Raw genomic sequence first — 15326 nt, forward strand, 5'->3', positions numbered from 1 at the left:
TTGGTATGAACTTATAAACAAATTTAAAACGGTATGAAAATAGTAGAAATTCTCTTCATACCGTTTGTATTATTTAGCTATTTAACATAGTGGTATATGTAATTGTGAATTGGATGGATGTTAATCTGGATTAGTCATTACTATTTTTGATGTCCACTAATACTTAACGTAAGATTTGGTTTGGTTGCTACACAGACCTCGTAAGGGAGAAATTGCCCACTATATAAAACAGTAAAATAAATATCCGATCCTTTATCGTACAAGGAATCGGATATTTTGTGTCTAAATTGTGTCCAAATGTACAATTTTCTTTTTTTGATATGGTGACCCCATGCCCATCAACTTAAGAACAGAAACAAAATGAACTTCCGTTCAAATAAACTAAAAAACTCTTAAAACACTTTTTCTCCTTAAAAATGAGCATGCCAAATAAACCTAGGTAGGTATTATTTTTAAAGATTATGCAGCTTTCTTTTGTTTTCTAAATCCATTATATTCATAGACAGCACCCAAAATATCAAAGACTGTCTTTTTCTCGTACCGATGAGATTTTCGTCCGTTGTGCTGTAGGAGGTTAAACAGACGAAGGAGAACCTTTGATAATTCTTGGGTGTTTTTGTGTAATGCTTGGTAAAAAAGTGAAAAATAATCCTTAATTATATACATCGCTTTACATTCACTTAGTTCTTTCTGTTTCTTACGTAATAGGAGTTCTCGCATTTTAAACATAGTAGAGGAACATAGGAAAATAGCGATTAGCTTTCCATATAATTGGCACTCTAATCGTTCCTGTTTTACATGACGATAATGGTCTATCTTAAAGAGTGATTTCCACGTTTTAAAGTCTGTGAATCTCTATATAATAATTTTTTTATTAAGAAAAAATTAAGAAATTTGATTAGTAATTATTAAGAAATGTTATTTATAATTCAAATTACTTTACAAAATAATTGTTACATATGAATATTTGTTACTTCTATTTGTAGTTAAAATAATTTGAAGGAGAGATTACATGTTAAAACGTATAGCATCTATTGGTATAACTGGAATTATATTTATGAGTGTACTAACAGGATGTAGCTATGTTGGAAAGTTTTTTTCAGAAACTTATTATGTGAAAATAGCAGGACAAGGTGATAATATAGGAAATGCATCTGAATATACTTTAAAAGGATTTAAAGAAAATGGGGAAGAAAAAACGATTCGGTTTAGTATAAATAATAATAAATCCATTGCAGAGGGAACATATGTAAAAATTACTGCCGACGAAGATAAAGAGGCAAACAAAAAAACACCAAATAAAATCACATTAATTAATAAATATGAAGTAGTTAAAAGTGAGGATGTACCTCAAAAAATAAAAGAAAAACTAAAATAACTTTTTAAGTTAACATGGAAGCCTATATGGAATGATTCATTCTATATAGGCTTTTTATCATTCACGTGACCGTAATTATGGACTAACAGGAAAGAATGCAAATTTTTGTTATGGGGGCATTCTCAATTCTTATTTTGATGGGCATGTGGCTGAACCCAAATAATTATGAGAGTATCAAAATGTCCAAGTTTTATAGATTTCTTGTACCAGAATCACAAAAAGGTCCAATGCTAGGAGCATCGGACCCAAGGTTGTTTTTCATCGGATATCTTCCAACTTCTTAATAATCATATTTGGTATTGCCCACTCATCGCGATTGAAATCAGAAATAGATACTTCAATATTTAGACGATCTTGGAATTCTACTAGTAAAGATACTGTAGCAAAAGAATCAAGGATACCTTCTTCAAATAGTTGCACATCAAGATTTTCTTTTAGAATATCATTTTCACATACTTCTTCTAAAATATCTAATACTTGATTTTTGAATTCTGCCATTAAAAAAATCTCCTTTATATCTGAAATGTATCATTAGTAATTTTTTAGTTATAAGAAAAGAAATTGTTTATTAAAAATAATGATTTAGGTGACCAGAGAAAATTAAGAAACCGAAACATACGAAATGGAATGTAATCACAATTGCAAGGACATGCATGAACGTATTGTTGGGCCAAAATTTATGCTTCTTGTTTTTTCGTTCGAAAATATCAAATAAAATAAACAGAGCAATATGATATAGAGCATAAATCATATATTGAGCAATATTATGACCAGTAATGTGCCAAATTCCCATGACAAAAAAGTTTAAAAAGACACCAATATATGAAATCATATAGCGATTTTTAATGAGCTTTTTCTTTGTTGCAAAAAAGACAAAGCGCATGTATATAAAATCACGGAGCCAGAATGATAAGCTCATGTGCCAACGATTCCAGAAATCTTTAATATTACGACTGATAAACGGTTTATTAAAGTTTTCTGGTGTTTTAATACCCATCATATAACTGACACCAATTACGAATGAGCTATAACCTGCGAAGTCAAAGAATAGATATAAACTATAGCTATACATGTAAATCATATTTGATAAAATTGTGTTTTGGTGAGCTAATGTTGCATCCATAATATTTTCTTTTATTAAGTAAGCAAGTATAAATTTATACAGAAAACCTTGAAAAATACGGTTAATACCCATGTATAGTAGATTTAGGTATTCTTCAGCACTTGGTGGTTTTTGAATATCTTTTTGGAACCTGCGATACCGATCGATAGGTCCGGTCGAAATAGCAGGGAAGAACAGGATGAATTCCCAGAAATTAAAGAATGAGCATTCTTTAATTAAGCCATCGCGAATTTCAAATACCATTTGTACTGCCCTGAATGTTACATAAGATATACCAGTAAAAACAATGAATTTTAATTCCGGTACAAATGGTGCAATTTTTGCCAAAATCAACGGCAATATCGACAAAATAACAGCCATGTAAAACATGAACGTATTATTATTTTGTTTTCTTAGTAGTAAATAACCTTTAATAAGGACATATTGCCAAATAATAAATACTGCTAACATTAATGCTTGATTTGGTTTATCCGAGAAGATAATAGCAAGCATAATTAGCGTTAGGACAGCATTATATTTGCGCAACATTTTGCCCCTTAATCCAGCTACGATAGTAGGTATCAAAAAAATACCCACTATAGCGAAAAAATAAAATGATCCATATGCGGTCAATGTTGTAACCTCACTTTATAATGTTCTACAATCCTACATTCCATTTTGTCTAATGGAGTAATGGATTAGCACATGAATTATCTCGGGATTATAGAGTTTAGTAATCACTCATTGCGTCTTTTGGGAGGGCAAATGCTGATATAAATGTTTTTTCTATAATCGCATATGCCGGAGCAATTTGTTCCTCTGAAGCCCCATGCATAACTTGCAACGCTAATCCATTCACTGAAGCCAATAAAGCCCTTGAAAATGCTTCTAAGTCAATGATTTCTACATTGGAAGTTTGAATATATTCTTGAATTATGTCTATCAATTGGTTCTGTAGAACTCGAATTTCTTCCATAATTTTCGGTGACCAAGCCGCTGCTGCTAATAAAGTAAAATACACCTTTCTCCATTCAGAACTTTTGAATTGGTGATGTACTACAAATATAAGATTTTTCAATTTCTCTGAAAAATCTTGTGCATTTGAGAGTTCCTTCTGAATTTCTTTAATTTGTTTTTGCATGACATAAGAGGTAGCGTTAACTAATAAACCCTCCTTTGTTGGAAAATAATAGTGAATTAAACTTAAAGTAATTCCCGCTTTTGTAGCAATATCCCGTAATGTAATAGCGGTTGTACCCTTTTCAGCTAAGCATTCAAACGTAGCCATTAGTATTTGATCCCGAGTAGCTGTTTTTTTTAGACTAGACATTGTATTTCACCATCTTATTTTTTATTTGGTCAACCGACCAATTTATACTAACTTATTAGAGTATTTTTTACAATACTGAGTACCATCCCGTATCCACCAATCTAAGGTTTTAATGTAACCCCTAAATGAAGATTTTCTTTCTCTATAATTAGTTATTTTGAGAATTCAGCTCTTTTTTTCTTTTTTGGGGGTTATATATTTTTTAAGTTGATGGGCATGGGGTGGGACCCATTATACAGAAAAGGGGCGTGTAGAATGGAAGAAGGTCGTATTTCCTTTCAGCAAGGGTTTAAAGAATTTCTTATTATGATGGTCTGTTTTTGGTTCATTATGTTTCTCATGTATGGTGAAAGCCTGTTACAATAGAATGGAGTCGAAAGTCTAAATACCCTTAGGTAGCTCTCATAGGTGTAAGATCTATGGGGGCTTTTTCATTACAGTATATAATAATTTCACGTACCGTAATATTTAATAAAAAATAAAACACATAATTAATAGTCTACATTTATTTTTGTGCTTATTTAATCCGCTTAATGGATTCGATCTCGTCTATTTTGGTTTCATTATATTAAGGTTCATTTTCAAATTTCCAAAATAAGGTGTAAATATATCTTTACATCAGTCTTTTTTTTATATATCATATTAGTAAAGATATCTTTACATTGTAGGTGGAAAAATGGGGGTAAAAAATCGAATTAAGCAATTACGCACACAACATAATATTACACAAATTCAGATGGCTAAGGATTTACAAGTAACTAGGCAAACCATTGTAGCGATTGAAAATAATCATTATAATCCAAGTTTAGAACTAGCATTAAAACTATCTCGTTATTTTAATACAAGAATTGAAGATATTTTCACGTTAGATTAACATAAGGAGTTTAATAATAAGGAGGCAGAGAACTCTATGAAGTTTAGAAAACAAGATGAAATGGAACAATACCAAGTAGCTAAAGCTGGTAAGAATGCCTTCATATTTTACACAATTGCATTACTAATTTGGTCATTATTTGACAATTTTAGAAATGCTCATTTAGGTAATGCATTCTTAATTTTGTGTCTAGGTAATACTGTTTATTTTACTACCCTCGTTGTTCAAAAAAGAAAAGTAGATAAATTTGAGGAGGAAACAACTGAGGGAAATGAATTAAGTCAATTTATTAAGAGAAACAAACATATAATATTAGGTGCACTATTTGTTATTATTTTGGTTATTATTGGTTTGTTAACAAAAAATTAAAACTCTAAAAACCAAAAAGGTTGGCAATTCGCCAGCCTTTTTGGTTTACTACCAATCAATTTTAAAAAATAAAAATTATGGTTTGGGGGTACTTGGGGTCCCGCCCCACATCGCTATCAAGCTAACAAAAAAATACCCCCTAAAATGAAAAAGGCGTTATTCTTTCTGAGAAATCATAGGAAAGGATAATGCCTTTATATCAATATGACGGTATCCTATATGAAAAATTAATATCGTTCAAAATGTATATATTGTATATATTGTACACATTGTGTATAATGTGTTCATAAGCATTTAAGAGGCAAGGAGTTGAATCATGAAAATCTTACTATCTAATAAGTCTAAGTCGCCTATTTATCAACAAATCATTGATCAGATTATATTACAAATATCAAACGAAACATTGAAAGTAGATGATTCGTTACCTTCTATGCGTTCATTAGCAAGAGACTTGAAGGTAAGTGTTATTACTTCAAAAAGAGCGTACGAAGAACTTGAAAAAGCGGGTTACATCTACTCTATAGTAGGGAAAGGCTCGTTTGTTGCAAAACAAATAAAGAAACAACGTGCGGATGAACTAAGTGATCCAATACGTGAAAAGTTCAGTACAATCGTTCGAGAGAGTAAGGCTAATCATTTATTAAGGGATGAGTTAATACAAATTATTAATCATATTTATGAGGAGGAATAAAAATGGAGAACATTGTAGAAGTGAAAAATGTTTCAAAAACATATAAGGGATTTTCTTTAAAAAATGCATCGTTCAACATCAAAAAGGGGTTTGTAACGGGATTTATTGGCGCAAATGGTGCTGGGAAAAGTACGACAATTAAACTTATTATGGATCTTATTAGCAAGGATAGTGGAGAAATCACAGTGTTTGGTAAAGATCATCAAAAGGACCAAGTTTCTATTAAAGAGCGTATTGGATTCGTATACGATGACAATATCTATTATGAAGATATGACAATTCATCAACTAAAAAAATTCATTGCTCCAGCGTATAAAAAATGGGATGAAAATCAGTTCCAATCCTACTTACAACGCTTTGAGTTACCAACTAACATAAAAATGAAAGAGATGTCTACAGGGATGAAAATGAAGACTTCCCTAACGTTTGCACTTTCACACCATGCCGAATTTATACTTATGGATGAACCGACATCTGGACTCGATCCTGTATTTCGAAGAGAACTTTTAGACATCCTTTATGATTTAATGGTCGATCAAGATAAAACAATTTTTTTCTCCACACATATTACCACTGATTTAGATCGTATTGCTGATTATATTGTATTTATTCATAATGGAGAGATTGTGTTTGAAAAAGATATACATAGTATTTCTGAAGAATATGCAACTGTAAAAGGGGATAAATCCTTGCTTACGCCGAAAATCAAAGAACAATTAATCGGGATTCGTGAAACAAACGTGGGATTTGAAGCACTCACAAGTAACGCCAGCCGTTCACGTACGCAATTAGGAAATGATGTATTAATTGAAGAAGCGACATTAGAAGATATTATGTACTATACAAAAAAGGGGAATATTCAATATGTATAATTTAATATTAAAGGATTTTCGATTACAAAAATTAATGATCTTATTCTATCTACTTGGTATATGCTTTTTTATAGGGACGTTTGGAAGTTTTGGGTTCATAGTCGTTTTGGTGGCTGGTTCTTATATGATAAATCTACATTATTACGACGAAAAGAATAATAGTCACAAATTTATTAATAGCCTACCTTATAGTAGAAATAAAATTATTATGTCAAAATATATCGGTACAGTGTTGTTTACAATTCTAGTAGTTCTATTTTCATTATTGATTCAAGCAGTAATTCAAGTTGCATCCCCGAATTATGGAGTTGAAATTGAAACTCCACAGACAATTATGGTTAGTGTTCTTACTGTCATGTTGTTTACGTCTATCTACTTACCATTTTTCTATCGCTTCACCAATAAATATTTGATGGCTGCTGTTAGCATTATTTTCCCTGTATGTGTTGTTTTATGGAGACCAATTGAGGCATATGTAAATATTACTTACCTTGTATATAGCGTTACTACACATTTTACTATTAATCAACTAATTACAATTGCTTCAATCGTTACCATGCTTATATTTATCGGTTCTTACTTCTTAACAGTGAGAATTTATAAACGTACTGATTTTTAAAAATTCTTTTTAACTGAAGTATAGAAAACCTAACAAATAACTGTTGTACAGTTTTATTCTTAAACGCTTTGGTGCTACTCAATCGCTATCAAACAAATAAAACAAAGTTCTCCCCTGAAATGAAAAAATACGCTATTCTTTCTGTAGAATCATAGGAAAGGATGGCGTATTTTTAAATTTTATGAAGAACTAATTATTTATTTTTTATAATAAGTAAAGAAATTTACTATCATATTAATTAAACATATAAAGGTGAATGATTACTTATAAATATCTTAATATATTTATAAGTTTACACTAACGTTGTCTTTCTTTTTCCTCTCTAAATTATATAAAAATATTTGAAACATCTTGAATGAGTGCTGGAATATAGGGCTTTGGATAAAAGTATACAGAAATGTCACAATAAAAATGGGACCACCTAGAATATAACCAATTACTAATACAATGCTTTCCACAATAATTCTAGCCCGGCTTACAGATAATCCTGTTTTATCAGAAATAGCAAGCATGAATCCATCCCTTGGTCCTGCACCAATTCCAGCAGCAACATACATACCACCGCCAACACCCGTAATTATAATTCCAGAAAGTAATATAAGAAGATTTATCCACAACAAATGTGTGGCATGAGGAAGAATATCCAATTTTAAAAAAAGATCCATAATAGGACCGATTAGCAATGCGTTTAAGAATGTACCTATGTTTATATATTTCCGATCTACTACTAACGACACGAGAACAAGAAATAAGCCACATATAACACTCCATGTACCAATGGTCCATCCAAATCGCTGATAGAGTGCCATATTCAGGACTTCCCATGGATGGAGTCCTAGAAATTTAACATTTACTGCAATCGCATTGCCCAACCCAAAGAAAGTTAATCCTAAGAAAAAAAGAAAATACCGAAAAAGTGCTTTCCACATTTGTAATCCCCCTAATATTATGTATTATTACATATATTACATGTAAAAATCTATTTATGCCAATATCTTGAATTTGTTGTGGAAATAAATATTATTTTGCTTTTATACTTTCAACGAAGAGAGAGAACTAGTTTTTTAATGGGAGTGAAATGCTAAACGTAATAGGGGCTCGCTCTCATGCGTATTAACTTAAGAATTTTATAACACCCAGAACAAAAAAGGCTCATTTTCTCCTTGAAATGTCAATTTTTTCTTTTGGGGGTATTTGCTTTTCTTAGCTTGATGGCAATGTACACGAACCCCAATACCATCTTTAAAAAAACTTTAGATATATTTTATTTTTTCTTTCTATAATTATTCTATAATTTATGCATGAATATGAAAAATCTCTTTAAAAGATACACACCTTTTTTGTAGTGTGGAGAGTTTAAATGACCTGTATTTACAGCAAAATCTACAATTGACAAGGAGAACACTTTATGAGTAAGAGAATAAACGAATTAGATTCAATACGTGGACTAGCGGCCATCACAGTTGTATTTGGACACTTTTGTTTAATGCTACCATCGTTGCCTAATTCTATTAAATTTTCCCCTCTTAGGTTTTTATGGGCGGGTGGAGAAGCCGTAATCGTTTTTTATGTACTAAGTGGTTTTGTGTTATCTATGGCACTTTATCATTCAAAAACAAATTATTGTGGATATTTAATTAAGAGATTTGTAAGAATCTATATTCCTTATTATTTTTGGATAATCATTACCTTTGCTTTATTTATTTTCTTTTCACCATATGAAGTTACGGGACTACGAGATTGGTTCTATGATAAGTGGCAAGGGCCAATAACAAAATTAGATATTATGAATCACTTTGTACTTCTTAATAACTTTTTTACGGATAATTATAATCCGGTTATCTGGTCATTAGCTCAAGAAATGCGTATATCTATCGTGTTTCCCCTGCTATTCCTTCTGTTTTATAAACAGAGTTGGAAGAAAACCATACTGTTTGCTATGAGCTTTTCTTTAATTGGTATTTTCCTTAATATGTTGCATATTGGGAAAGCTGAGGGGTTTTATAATGGTTATGCCGATACACTGCATTTCACATCTATGTTTATGATGGGAATGCTACTTTTTAAACATCAGGAAGAACTTACTCAATTATATAGAAGTATGAAAAACTTAAACAGAAAACTTCTTATCGCATTAGGGATCTTTCTATATCTATATTCCATTATGATTTATGGGCTTTCTAGTAATGATACTACTTTCTTATTAAAAGATTGGGGTGTCGTAATTGGTGTTAGTATAATAATCATTATGGCAATGAATAACCTAAAGGTAAAAGCTATTTTAAATAAGGGTGTATTTGTATACTTAGGGGAAATTTCATATAGTATCTATTTATGTCATTTTCCAATCACGATGGTACTATTTAAACTTTTGTATGCAAAGATACCCACCCTTTTTCTTCTTATCTTATGTATTACAACGACAATACTTTGTTCTATATTATCGTATCATTTAATTGAAAAGAAATGTATCAATTGGGCAAAACAAAGAACAGCAAAGTTCAAAAAAAAAGTGTGACATTTGTAGGTGGAAGGAAACGATTCAAAGAATAACCCGCTTTGAAAAATCCTCCAATTCAGGCGGTTGTTTTTCTTTAAATTTCTATATTAAACTTTGCACCTAAAAGAAATAATTTTGAGTCCGAAAAGGTACGAATTTTTAATACGAGGAGGAGTATTATATGAAGGATACGATTAAAAAACGATTTATTATATTATTCTATATTAGTATTTTAGGTTTAGGAACCATGCTTGGAATATTTTATGTTAAGCATAAAACCAATATTCAAAGAAATAAAGTGATTGCTGCCGAAAAACGTTTATTGCAATATGAGCTCACCTTGAAAAAAGAATTAGAAAAATATAATTTAGGAGAGAAAACAGCAGTTTTATTAGGAATTATGTACCAAGAGAGTAGAGGTGAGGGAAACGACCCTATGCAGTCTTCTGAATCACTGGGATTAAAGCCAAATGAAATTCAAGAGACAAGCTTGAGCATTAAACAAGGGGTAAAACACTTTGCTCAAATGTACAAATATGGAACGGAAAAGGATGTTAGCATGGATACAATTATTCAAAGCTATAATATGGGACCGGGGTATATTGATTTTATTGCGAGTCAAGAAGTTAAACAACACTCGGAAGATTCGGCCAAAAATTTTTCTAAAATGAAAGTTGATCAAAATCCAGAGATGTACACTTGTGGTGGAAATAAAAATAATTTTAGGTATCCATATTGTTATGGTGATTTCACATATGCAACAAAGGTGAATGAAAAAGCAAAGCTTATTGAAGAACTTCTCCGAAAAAAAACCAAAATATAATTCAGAAAATTTTTAATATAAGAACTTTAAGATTTATTTGAGAGATTTATTAAATCAGGTCATAGTGATACCCGTATTCTAAAAATAGTCTGAATACATGTCTGGTTCAGATAAGTTTGGAGTGACTCATGCAAAGTAGGCAGGATTTAAAAAGCACTCCACCAAGTCACGAGAATTTAGGTTTTACCGTAGATACCATTTCAAATTCAACAAAATAATATTAGGTTGATAATGTCTCCATTTAAATAAACTTTCCTTATCCACACTAAGCATACACCTTTTTAAAGTAGTCTAATCAGTATGGATAATTTTTAGAATGTTCAATCTATCCTTATTATTGTAAAATATTAATAAATGTTAATGTACACATAAAAAACAGGATAGTTCCTATAAAAAGTAAATACAAGAATGTCTAGGGGGTGTAATGGTGGAAAAAATAGTTTTTTTAAAAAAATTAGATAAGAAACTAATATTCATTTTATTCATATTATGTGTCACCAGTATTGTTGCAATATACAGTAGTCAGCAAACCGGGCAATATGGTAACCAAAATTTTGCTATGAAACAAATGGTAAATTACGCTATCGGATTTGTTTTATTATTAATTGTTGCCAATCTCGATTTAGATCAATTACAAAAATTAGCTTGGCCGAGTTATATTGTGGGGTTCATCTCAATTATTATCTTAAAAGTATTACCAGTATCAAGTTTTACACCTGAAATATCAGGGGCAAAAAGATGGTTTAGATTCCCAATTATTGGTGCTACTCAACCAGCTGAATTTTTTAAGCTTGCCTTACTTCTTCTGGTCGCTAGTTTAGTCGTAAAACATAATGCACAGTATATGGCACGGACATTTCAAACTGATTTACTTTTGATTGGTAAAATATTTTTGATATCTATTCCACCAGCGTTACTTGTTTATAGTCAACCCGATACGGGAATGGTGTTCCTATATATAGCAGCCATTGCATGTATTATATTTATGTCAGGAATTCAAAAAAAGTTAATCGTACTATGTGCTGGAATTCCGATGACTGTATTGTCTGCTTTAATATTTATATACGTAAAATATCCAGATATTTTCTTCAATAAGTTAGTTACTTTATTAAAGCCTCACCAACAATCGCGAATTTTAGGCTGGTTAGATCCATTTCAGCATACAGATCAGGGATATCAAACTCAACAATCACTTTTAGCTGTTGGTAGTGGAGGGATAGAAGGAAAAGGCTTCGGTTCTGGAAATGTTTATATTCCAGAAAAACATACTGATTTCATTTTTGCCACAATTGCCGAAGAAGGCGGTTTTATAGTTGCTACTTTTATAATATGCATATTCTTCTTACTGCTTTCCCGAATACTTATAATTGGTAATTCCGCAAATAATTTATTCGGCACCTTACTATGCGCAGGAATTGTAGGCGTTCTAATGTTACAATTTTTTCAAAATATCGGTATGATTGTGGGATTAATGCCTGTCAAAGGTATTGCACTTCCATTTTTATCATATGGCGGAAGCTCTTTATTTTCGAACATGCTAATGATGGGGCTTATTCTATCCACACGAAAAACATACAAAGAATATATGTTTTCAGTGAATCAGCACTAAATATCAAATAAAAAGTGCTTATACCTTAAACTATTCGTAGAATAACACGAGATGAATAAAAAAGGTTACAGAGCTATAATTAAGTATTGTTAATAGACAGAGGGAGGAGAATAATAAATCTACAAATTATGGTCAGGAGAGGTTTTGCTCTTTGTAAGGATGAAAGGTGAAAAGAACAACCTTCCATCACCGGGTGCAGATTTTAAATATTTAATACCAGATGATATCGAGGAAAAATAAAGAATATTCCTGTTGCAGAATCCTTATTATAAGGATTCTTTTTTGTATCAAAAATTTACAAAGAAAAAAGATAAGATCGGGAACACAATCTTATCTTTAGCACAAGGAGTAAACAAAAGGATAACTATCATATTGTTATTATAATCTATTTTCTGTTAATTTTGAACATTAGAACCATAATTAACAAGTATATCTATATTGAGAAATTTATTACCAATTTAATTATAAATGATTCGAAACTCCAAAGTAAAATTTTAGCCATTAGTTTACTTTCATTTCCCCTTAAACATTAACTTTATCCCGATCCCCCTGATATCCTCAAAAATAGAAACAAAAGTATACATTGGAAATACTAATAATAAAGAGGTTGTAATACCTGTAAACAAAAAACAAGCTAGAGTTAATCTAACTTGTTTGAATAAATTACATCAGCGTAAGCAGTACTCTCTTAGATACAAAAAAATAATTACAAATCCCTTATATGCTTTCTAATATCCGAAGCTACTTTAGTAGGGTCATTGATTTCAAAATAAACATATTTATATTGTTCATGTCCTTCTAATTCAATCATTACGAGTGGTACTCTATTTTCATAAGAAAGAAAATACCATTCATCAGCATATTTAAAACTACCTTCAAAAATGTTAAGTGCAGAAATTGAGATTCCAGGCATACGGAGCATCCATTGTGGAGCATCAAAATGATTCACATATACATTCTTAATAGTATTATAAGGAATTTCTAATTTTAATTTTAAAGCAAAGAACCCTGTTACCCCACTTAACTTTAAAATTACACTTTGATTATCAAATAATACTTCTCTTCCCATGAACTCCCTCCTAACTTTGATTAATATATATTTTCTAAATTATACAATACCTACTTAATTACCATAACCCCACTTATCAGTAGTCCATGTAATTAAAAGTAGTAAAGACACTAGCAAATAATAGACCTAATAAAAATTAGGTCTATTATTTTTATTTAATTCAAACTCTTCTTCATGTATTACTATACTTGTAATTCTCACTTTTTTTAGTATGTGACTTAATTTAAGAATTCAAATTATAAATGGAGTGTACAGTGCGAAAATTCTACCCCTGAAAAAACGTTAATTTTCTTGTTTACAAACAAGAGGGCATAGGAGTAATATATTGTACATAAATTCATATCACTATTCGCTGAATCCATATGGAGCGGGGGAACCAAATTTTGTGCGATTGCACTCGGGGTGAATCCTTCTTAAATGAAGGTAGGGCTACTCTCAAGGCCCGAATCCGACAGCTAACCTCGTAAGCGTTTCGAGAGGGGATACTATGGTGACTTTTAAAAACACTGGGTGAACTCTGGTGTCTTTTTTTACACTCTTTTTCTGGAAAATAATTCAAAAAGGATGAGACACTTGAAAGAGACACCCATAAAAACGAAAAATCCACTTTTTTCTTTCCCTTCTAATTCCCAACCTTCTAAATTAAGAAGAGAATTAGGGATGAGACATTTAACAATGATTTCTATAGGCGGAAGCATTGGGACTGGGTTATTTATAGCAAGCGGAAATACGATTCATGCAGCAGGACCTGGTGGATCAATTATAGCTTATTTGTTGATGGGGTGTATTGTTTACCTGTTGATGACCAGCTTGGGAGAGATGGCAGCGTATATGCCTACATCGGGTTCTTTTAGTACGTATGCTTCTAAATTTGTAGATCCTGCATTTGGTTTTGCAATTGGTTGGAATTACTGGTTTAGCTGGACTATTACTCTTGCAGTTGAAATTTCATCAGGAGCTATTCTTATGAAATATTGGTTTCCATACAGTCCATCTATTCTTTGGAGTGCGTTATTCATACTGTTTATGTTTGGAATTAATATTCTTTCAGTGAAACATTATGGAGAAATGGAGTTTTGGCTTTCACTTGTAAAAGTTATTACTATAGTCGTGTTTATTATGTTAGGAATAACCACAATATTCGGAATTTTCAAAGGGAATCCTATTGGATTTCACAATCTAACAATTGGAGACGCACCGTTTCATGGAGGTTTTCTTTCTATTCTTAGTGTGTTTATGATTGCTGGATTTTCCTTTCAAGGTACAGAAATGGTCGGAATTGTAGCTGGAGAAAGTAAAGATCCTGAAAAGCATATTCCAAAAGCTGTGCGGCAAATCTTTTGGAGAATTCTTTTATTTTATATACTTACCATTTGCGTAATTGGAGTCATAGTTCCCTACACAGATCCGAATCTAGTTAACAATGACATTAGTAATATTACAATGAGTCCCTTTACACTAGTATTTGAAAAAATTGGATTCGCATTTGCAGCTTCTATTATGAATGCAGTTATCTTGGTATCTGTTCTATCAGCTGGTAATTCTGGAATGTATGTTGCAACCCGAATGTTATGGGTAATGGCAAAAGAAGGGAAAGCTCCGGATTTCTTGAAAAAAGTAAATAAACAAGGTGTTCCTATTAATGCTTTACTTATGACAACGACTGTGGCAATCGTAGCGTTTGCAGCTTCTTTATTTGGAGAAGGGCAAGCATTTATATGGCTTTTGAATGCTTCGGGACTTTGTGGATTTATTGCATGGTTAGGGATTGCTATAAGCCATTATCGTTTTCGTCAGGCTTTTTTACATCAACAAAAGAATTTAAATAAGCTCCCGTATCAAGCAAAGTGGTATCCTATCGGTCCTATTTTGGCATTTGTAATATGTACTATTATTATTTTAGGACAGAATTATTCAGTCTTTATAGGATCACATGTCGATTGGTATGAAGTACTTGCTACTTATATTGGTTTACTGCTTTTTCTTGTATTTTGGTTCGGCTATAAAATTATAAAAAAAACAAAGGTGATTCCATTACAACAAGTCAATTTAGAGTATGAGGATCATTAAGAATGGAAATTAAGGAGACA

Annotated in this window: 15 protein-coding genes, 2 pseudogenes and 1 riboswitch; of the genes and pseudogenes, 10 read left to right on the forward strand and 7 right to left on the reverse strand. The window is 31.4% G+C overall.

Annotated elements, in window-relative coordinates; all coding sequences use genetic code 11:
- Positions 1 to 459: 459 nt before the first annotated feature.
- Positions 460 to 843 (reverse strand): annotated as a pseudogene (locus N2V80_RS29040) (IS4 family transposase); the annotation flags it as partial.
- Between the two features lie 169 nt (positions 844 to 1012).
- Here N2V80_RS29040 and N2V80_RS29045 point away from each other — a divergent pair.
- Entirely contained in the window at positions 1013 to 1378 is a 366-nt protein-coding gene (locus tag N2V80_RS29045; RefSeq protein ID WP_000919359.1) for a DUF1093 domain-containing protein, read from the forward strand.
- A 258-nt stretch (positions 1379 to 1636) separates the two neighbouring features.
- Here the strand turns inward: N2V80_RS29045 and dltC are convergent, their stop codons facing one another.
- The 3 genes from dltC to N2V80_RS29060 all read right to left on the reverse strand — a co-directional run bounded on the left by dltC (position 1637) and on the right by N2V80_RS29060 (position 3810).
- Positions 1637 to 1876, reverse strand: coding sequence for a D-alanine--poly(phosphoribitol) ligase subunit DltC (dltC, locus tag N2V80_RS29050; RefSeq protein WP_000807320.1), 240 nt, complete (start codon positions 1874 to 1876; stop codon positions 1637 to 1639).
- A gap of 70 nt (positions 1877 to 1946) precedes the next feature.
- Complete coding sequence (dltB, locus tag N2V80_RS29055) at positions 1947 to 3113, reverse strand: D-alanyl-lipoteichoic acid biosynthesis protein DltB (RefSeq protein ID WP_002104031.1); 1167 nt, start codon at positions 3111 to 3113, stop codon at positions 1947 to 1949.
- Between the two features lie 97 nt (positions 3114 to 3210).
- Complete coding sequence (locus N2V80_RS29060) at positions 3211 to 3810, reverse strand: TetR/AcrR family transcriptional regulator (protein WP_061655277.1); 600 nt, start codon at positions 3808 to 3810, stop codon at positions 3211 to 3213.
- A gap of 676 nt (positions 3811 to 4486) precedes the next feature.
- Between N2V80_RS29060 and N2V80_RS29065 the strand changes: the two genes are divergently transcribed.
- The 5 genes from N2V80_RS29065 (at position 4487) to N2V80_RS29085 (ending at position 7235) form a co-directional block, all read left to right on the forward strand.
- Complete coding sequence (locus N2V80_RS29065) at positions 4487 to 4684, forward strand: helix-turn-helix transcriptional regulator (protein ID WP_061655278.1); 198 nt, start codon at positions 4487 to 4489, stop codon at positions 4682 to 4684.
- A 36-nt stretch (positions 4685 to 4720) separates the two neighbouring features.
- Positions 4721 to 5053 carry a hypothetical protein gene (locus tag N2V80_RS29070; RefSeq protein ID WP_061655279.1) on the forward strand — a complete coding sequence of 111 codons (333 nt, stop codon included), beginning with the start codon at positions 4721 to 4723 and terminating at the stop codon, positions 5051 to 5053.
- 316 nt (positions 5054 to 5369) lie between these two features.
- Positions 5370 to 5744 (forward strand): GntR family transcriptional regulator, encoded by a 375-nt coding sequence (locus N2V80_RS29075; protein ID WP_061655280.1) that lies wholly within the window; start codon positions 5370 to 5372, stop codon positions 5742 to 5744.
- A 2-nt stretch (positions 5745 to 5746) separates the two neighbouring features.
- Positions 5747 to 6616 carry an ABC transporter ATP-binding protein gene (locus tag N2V80_RS29080; RefSeq protein WP_061655281.1) on the forward strand — a complete coding sequence of 290 codons (870 nt, stop codon included), beginning with the start codon at positions 5747 to 5749 and terminating at the stop codon, positions 6614 to 6616.
- Between the two features lie 34 nt (positions 6617 to 6650).
- The gene (locus N2V80_RS29085; RefSeq protein WP_340981082.1) at positions 6651 to 7235 is read left to right on the forward strand and encodes an ABC-2 transporter permease; all 585 of its coding nucleotides are present in this window, start codon (positions 6651 to 6653) and stop codon (positions 7233 to 7235) included.
- Positions 7236 to 7519: 284 nt separating this feature from the next.
- Here N2V80_RS29085 and N2V80_RS29090 read toward each other — a convergent pair whose 3' ends face one another.
- Entirely contained in the window at positions 7520 to 8164 is a 645-nt protein-coding gene (locus N2V80_RS29090) for a YczE/YyaS/YitT family protein (protein WP_061655283.1), read from the reverse strand.
- A gap of 479 nt (positions 8165 to 8643) precedes the next feature.
- On the opposite strand from N2V80_RS29090, the gene N2V80_RS29095 reads away from it, so the two are divergent.
- Together N2V80_RS29095 and N2V80_RS29100 are read left to right on the forward strand one after the other, a co-directional pair.
- Positions 8644 to 9753 (forward strand): acyltransferase family protein, encoded by a 1110-nt coding sequence (locus N2V80_RS29095; protein ID WP_061655284.1) that lies wholly within the window; start codon positions 8644 to 8646, stop codon positions 9751 to 9753.
- A 163-nt stretch (positions 9754 to 9916) separates the two neighbouring features.
- Positions 9917 to 10558 (forward strand): lysozyme family protein, encoded by a 642-nt coding sequence (locus N2V80_RS29100; protein ID WP_340981046.1) that lies wholly within the window; start codon positions 9917 to 9919, stop codon positions 10556 to 10558.
- A gap of 186 nt (positions 10559 to 10744) precedes the next feature.
- Here the strand turns inward: N2V80_RS29100 and N2V80_RS29105 are convergent.
- Positions 10745 to 10831 (reverse strand): annotated as a pseudogene (locus N2V80_RS29105) (IS6 family transposase); the annotation flags it as partial.
- Between the two features lie 151 nt (positions 10832 to 10982).
- Between N2V80_RS29105 and N2V80_RS29110 the strand changes: the two are divergent.
- On the forward strand, positions 10983 to 12167 hold the full coding sequence (locus N2V80_RS29110) for an FtsW/RodA/SpoVE family cell cycle protein (RefSeq protein ID WP_033667195.1): 1185 nt from the start codon (positions 10983 to 10985) through the stop codon (positions 12165 to 12167).
- A 706-nt stretch (positions 12168 to 12873) separates the two neighbouring features.
- Here N2V80_RS29110 and N2V80_RS29115 read toward each other — a convergent pair.
- Positions 12874 to 13236, reverse strand: a complete 363-nt coding sequence (locus N2V80_RS29115; protein WP_061655717.1) for a hypothetical protein — start codon at positions 13234 to 13236, stop codon at positions 12874 to 12876.
- Positions 13237 to 13576: 340 nt separating this feature from the next.
- Positions 13577 to 13722, forward strand: a riboswitch (cyclic di-AMP (ydaO/yuaA leader).
- Positions 13723 to 13809: 87 nt separating this feature from the next.
- On the opposite strand from N2V80_RS29115, the gene N2V80_RS29120 reads away from it, so the two are divergent.
- Complete coding sequence (locus N2V80_RS29120) at positions 13810 to 15306, forward strand: amino acid permease (protein ID WP_080450971.1); 1497 nt, start codon at positions 13810 to 13812, stop codon at positions 15304 to 15306.
- Positions 15307 to 15326 lie beyond the last annotated feature (20 nt).

The organism is Bacillus sp. FSL W8-0640 (assembly GCF_038007725.1).
In the GTDB taxonomy this organism is placed as follows: Bacteria; Bacillota; Bacilli; order Bacillales; family Bacillaceae_G; genus Bacillus_A; species Bacillus_A cereus.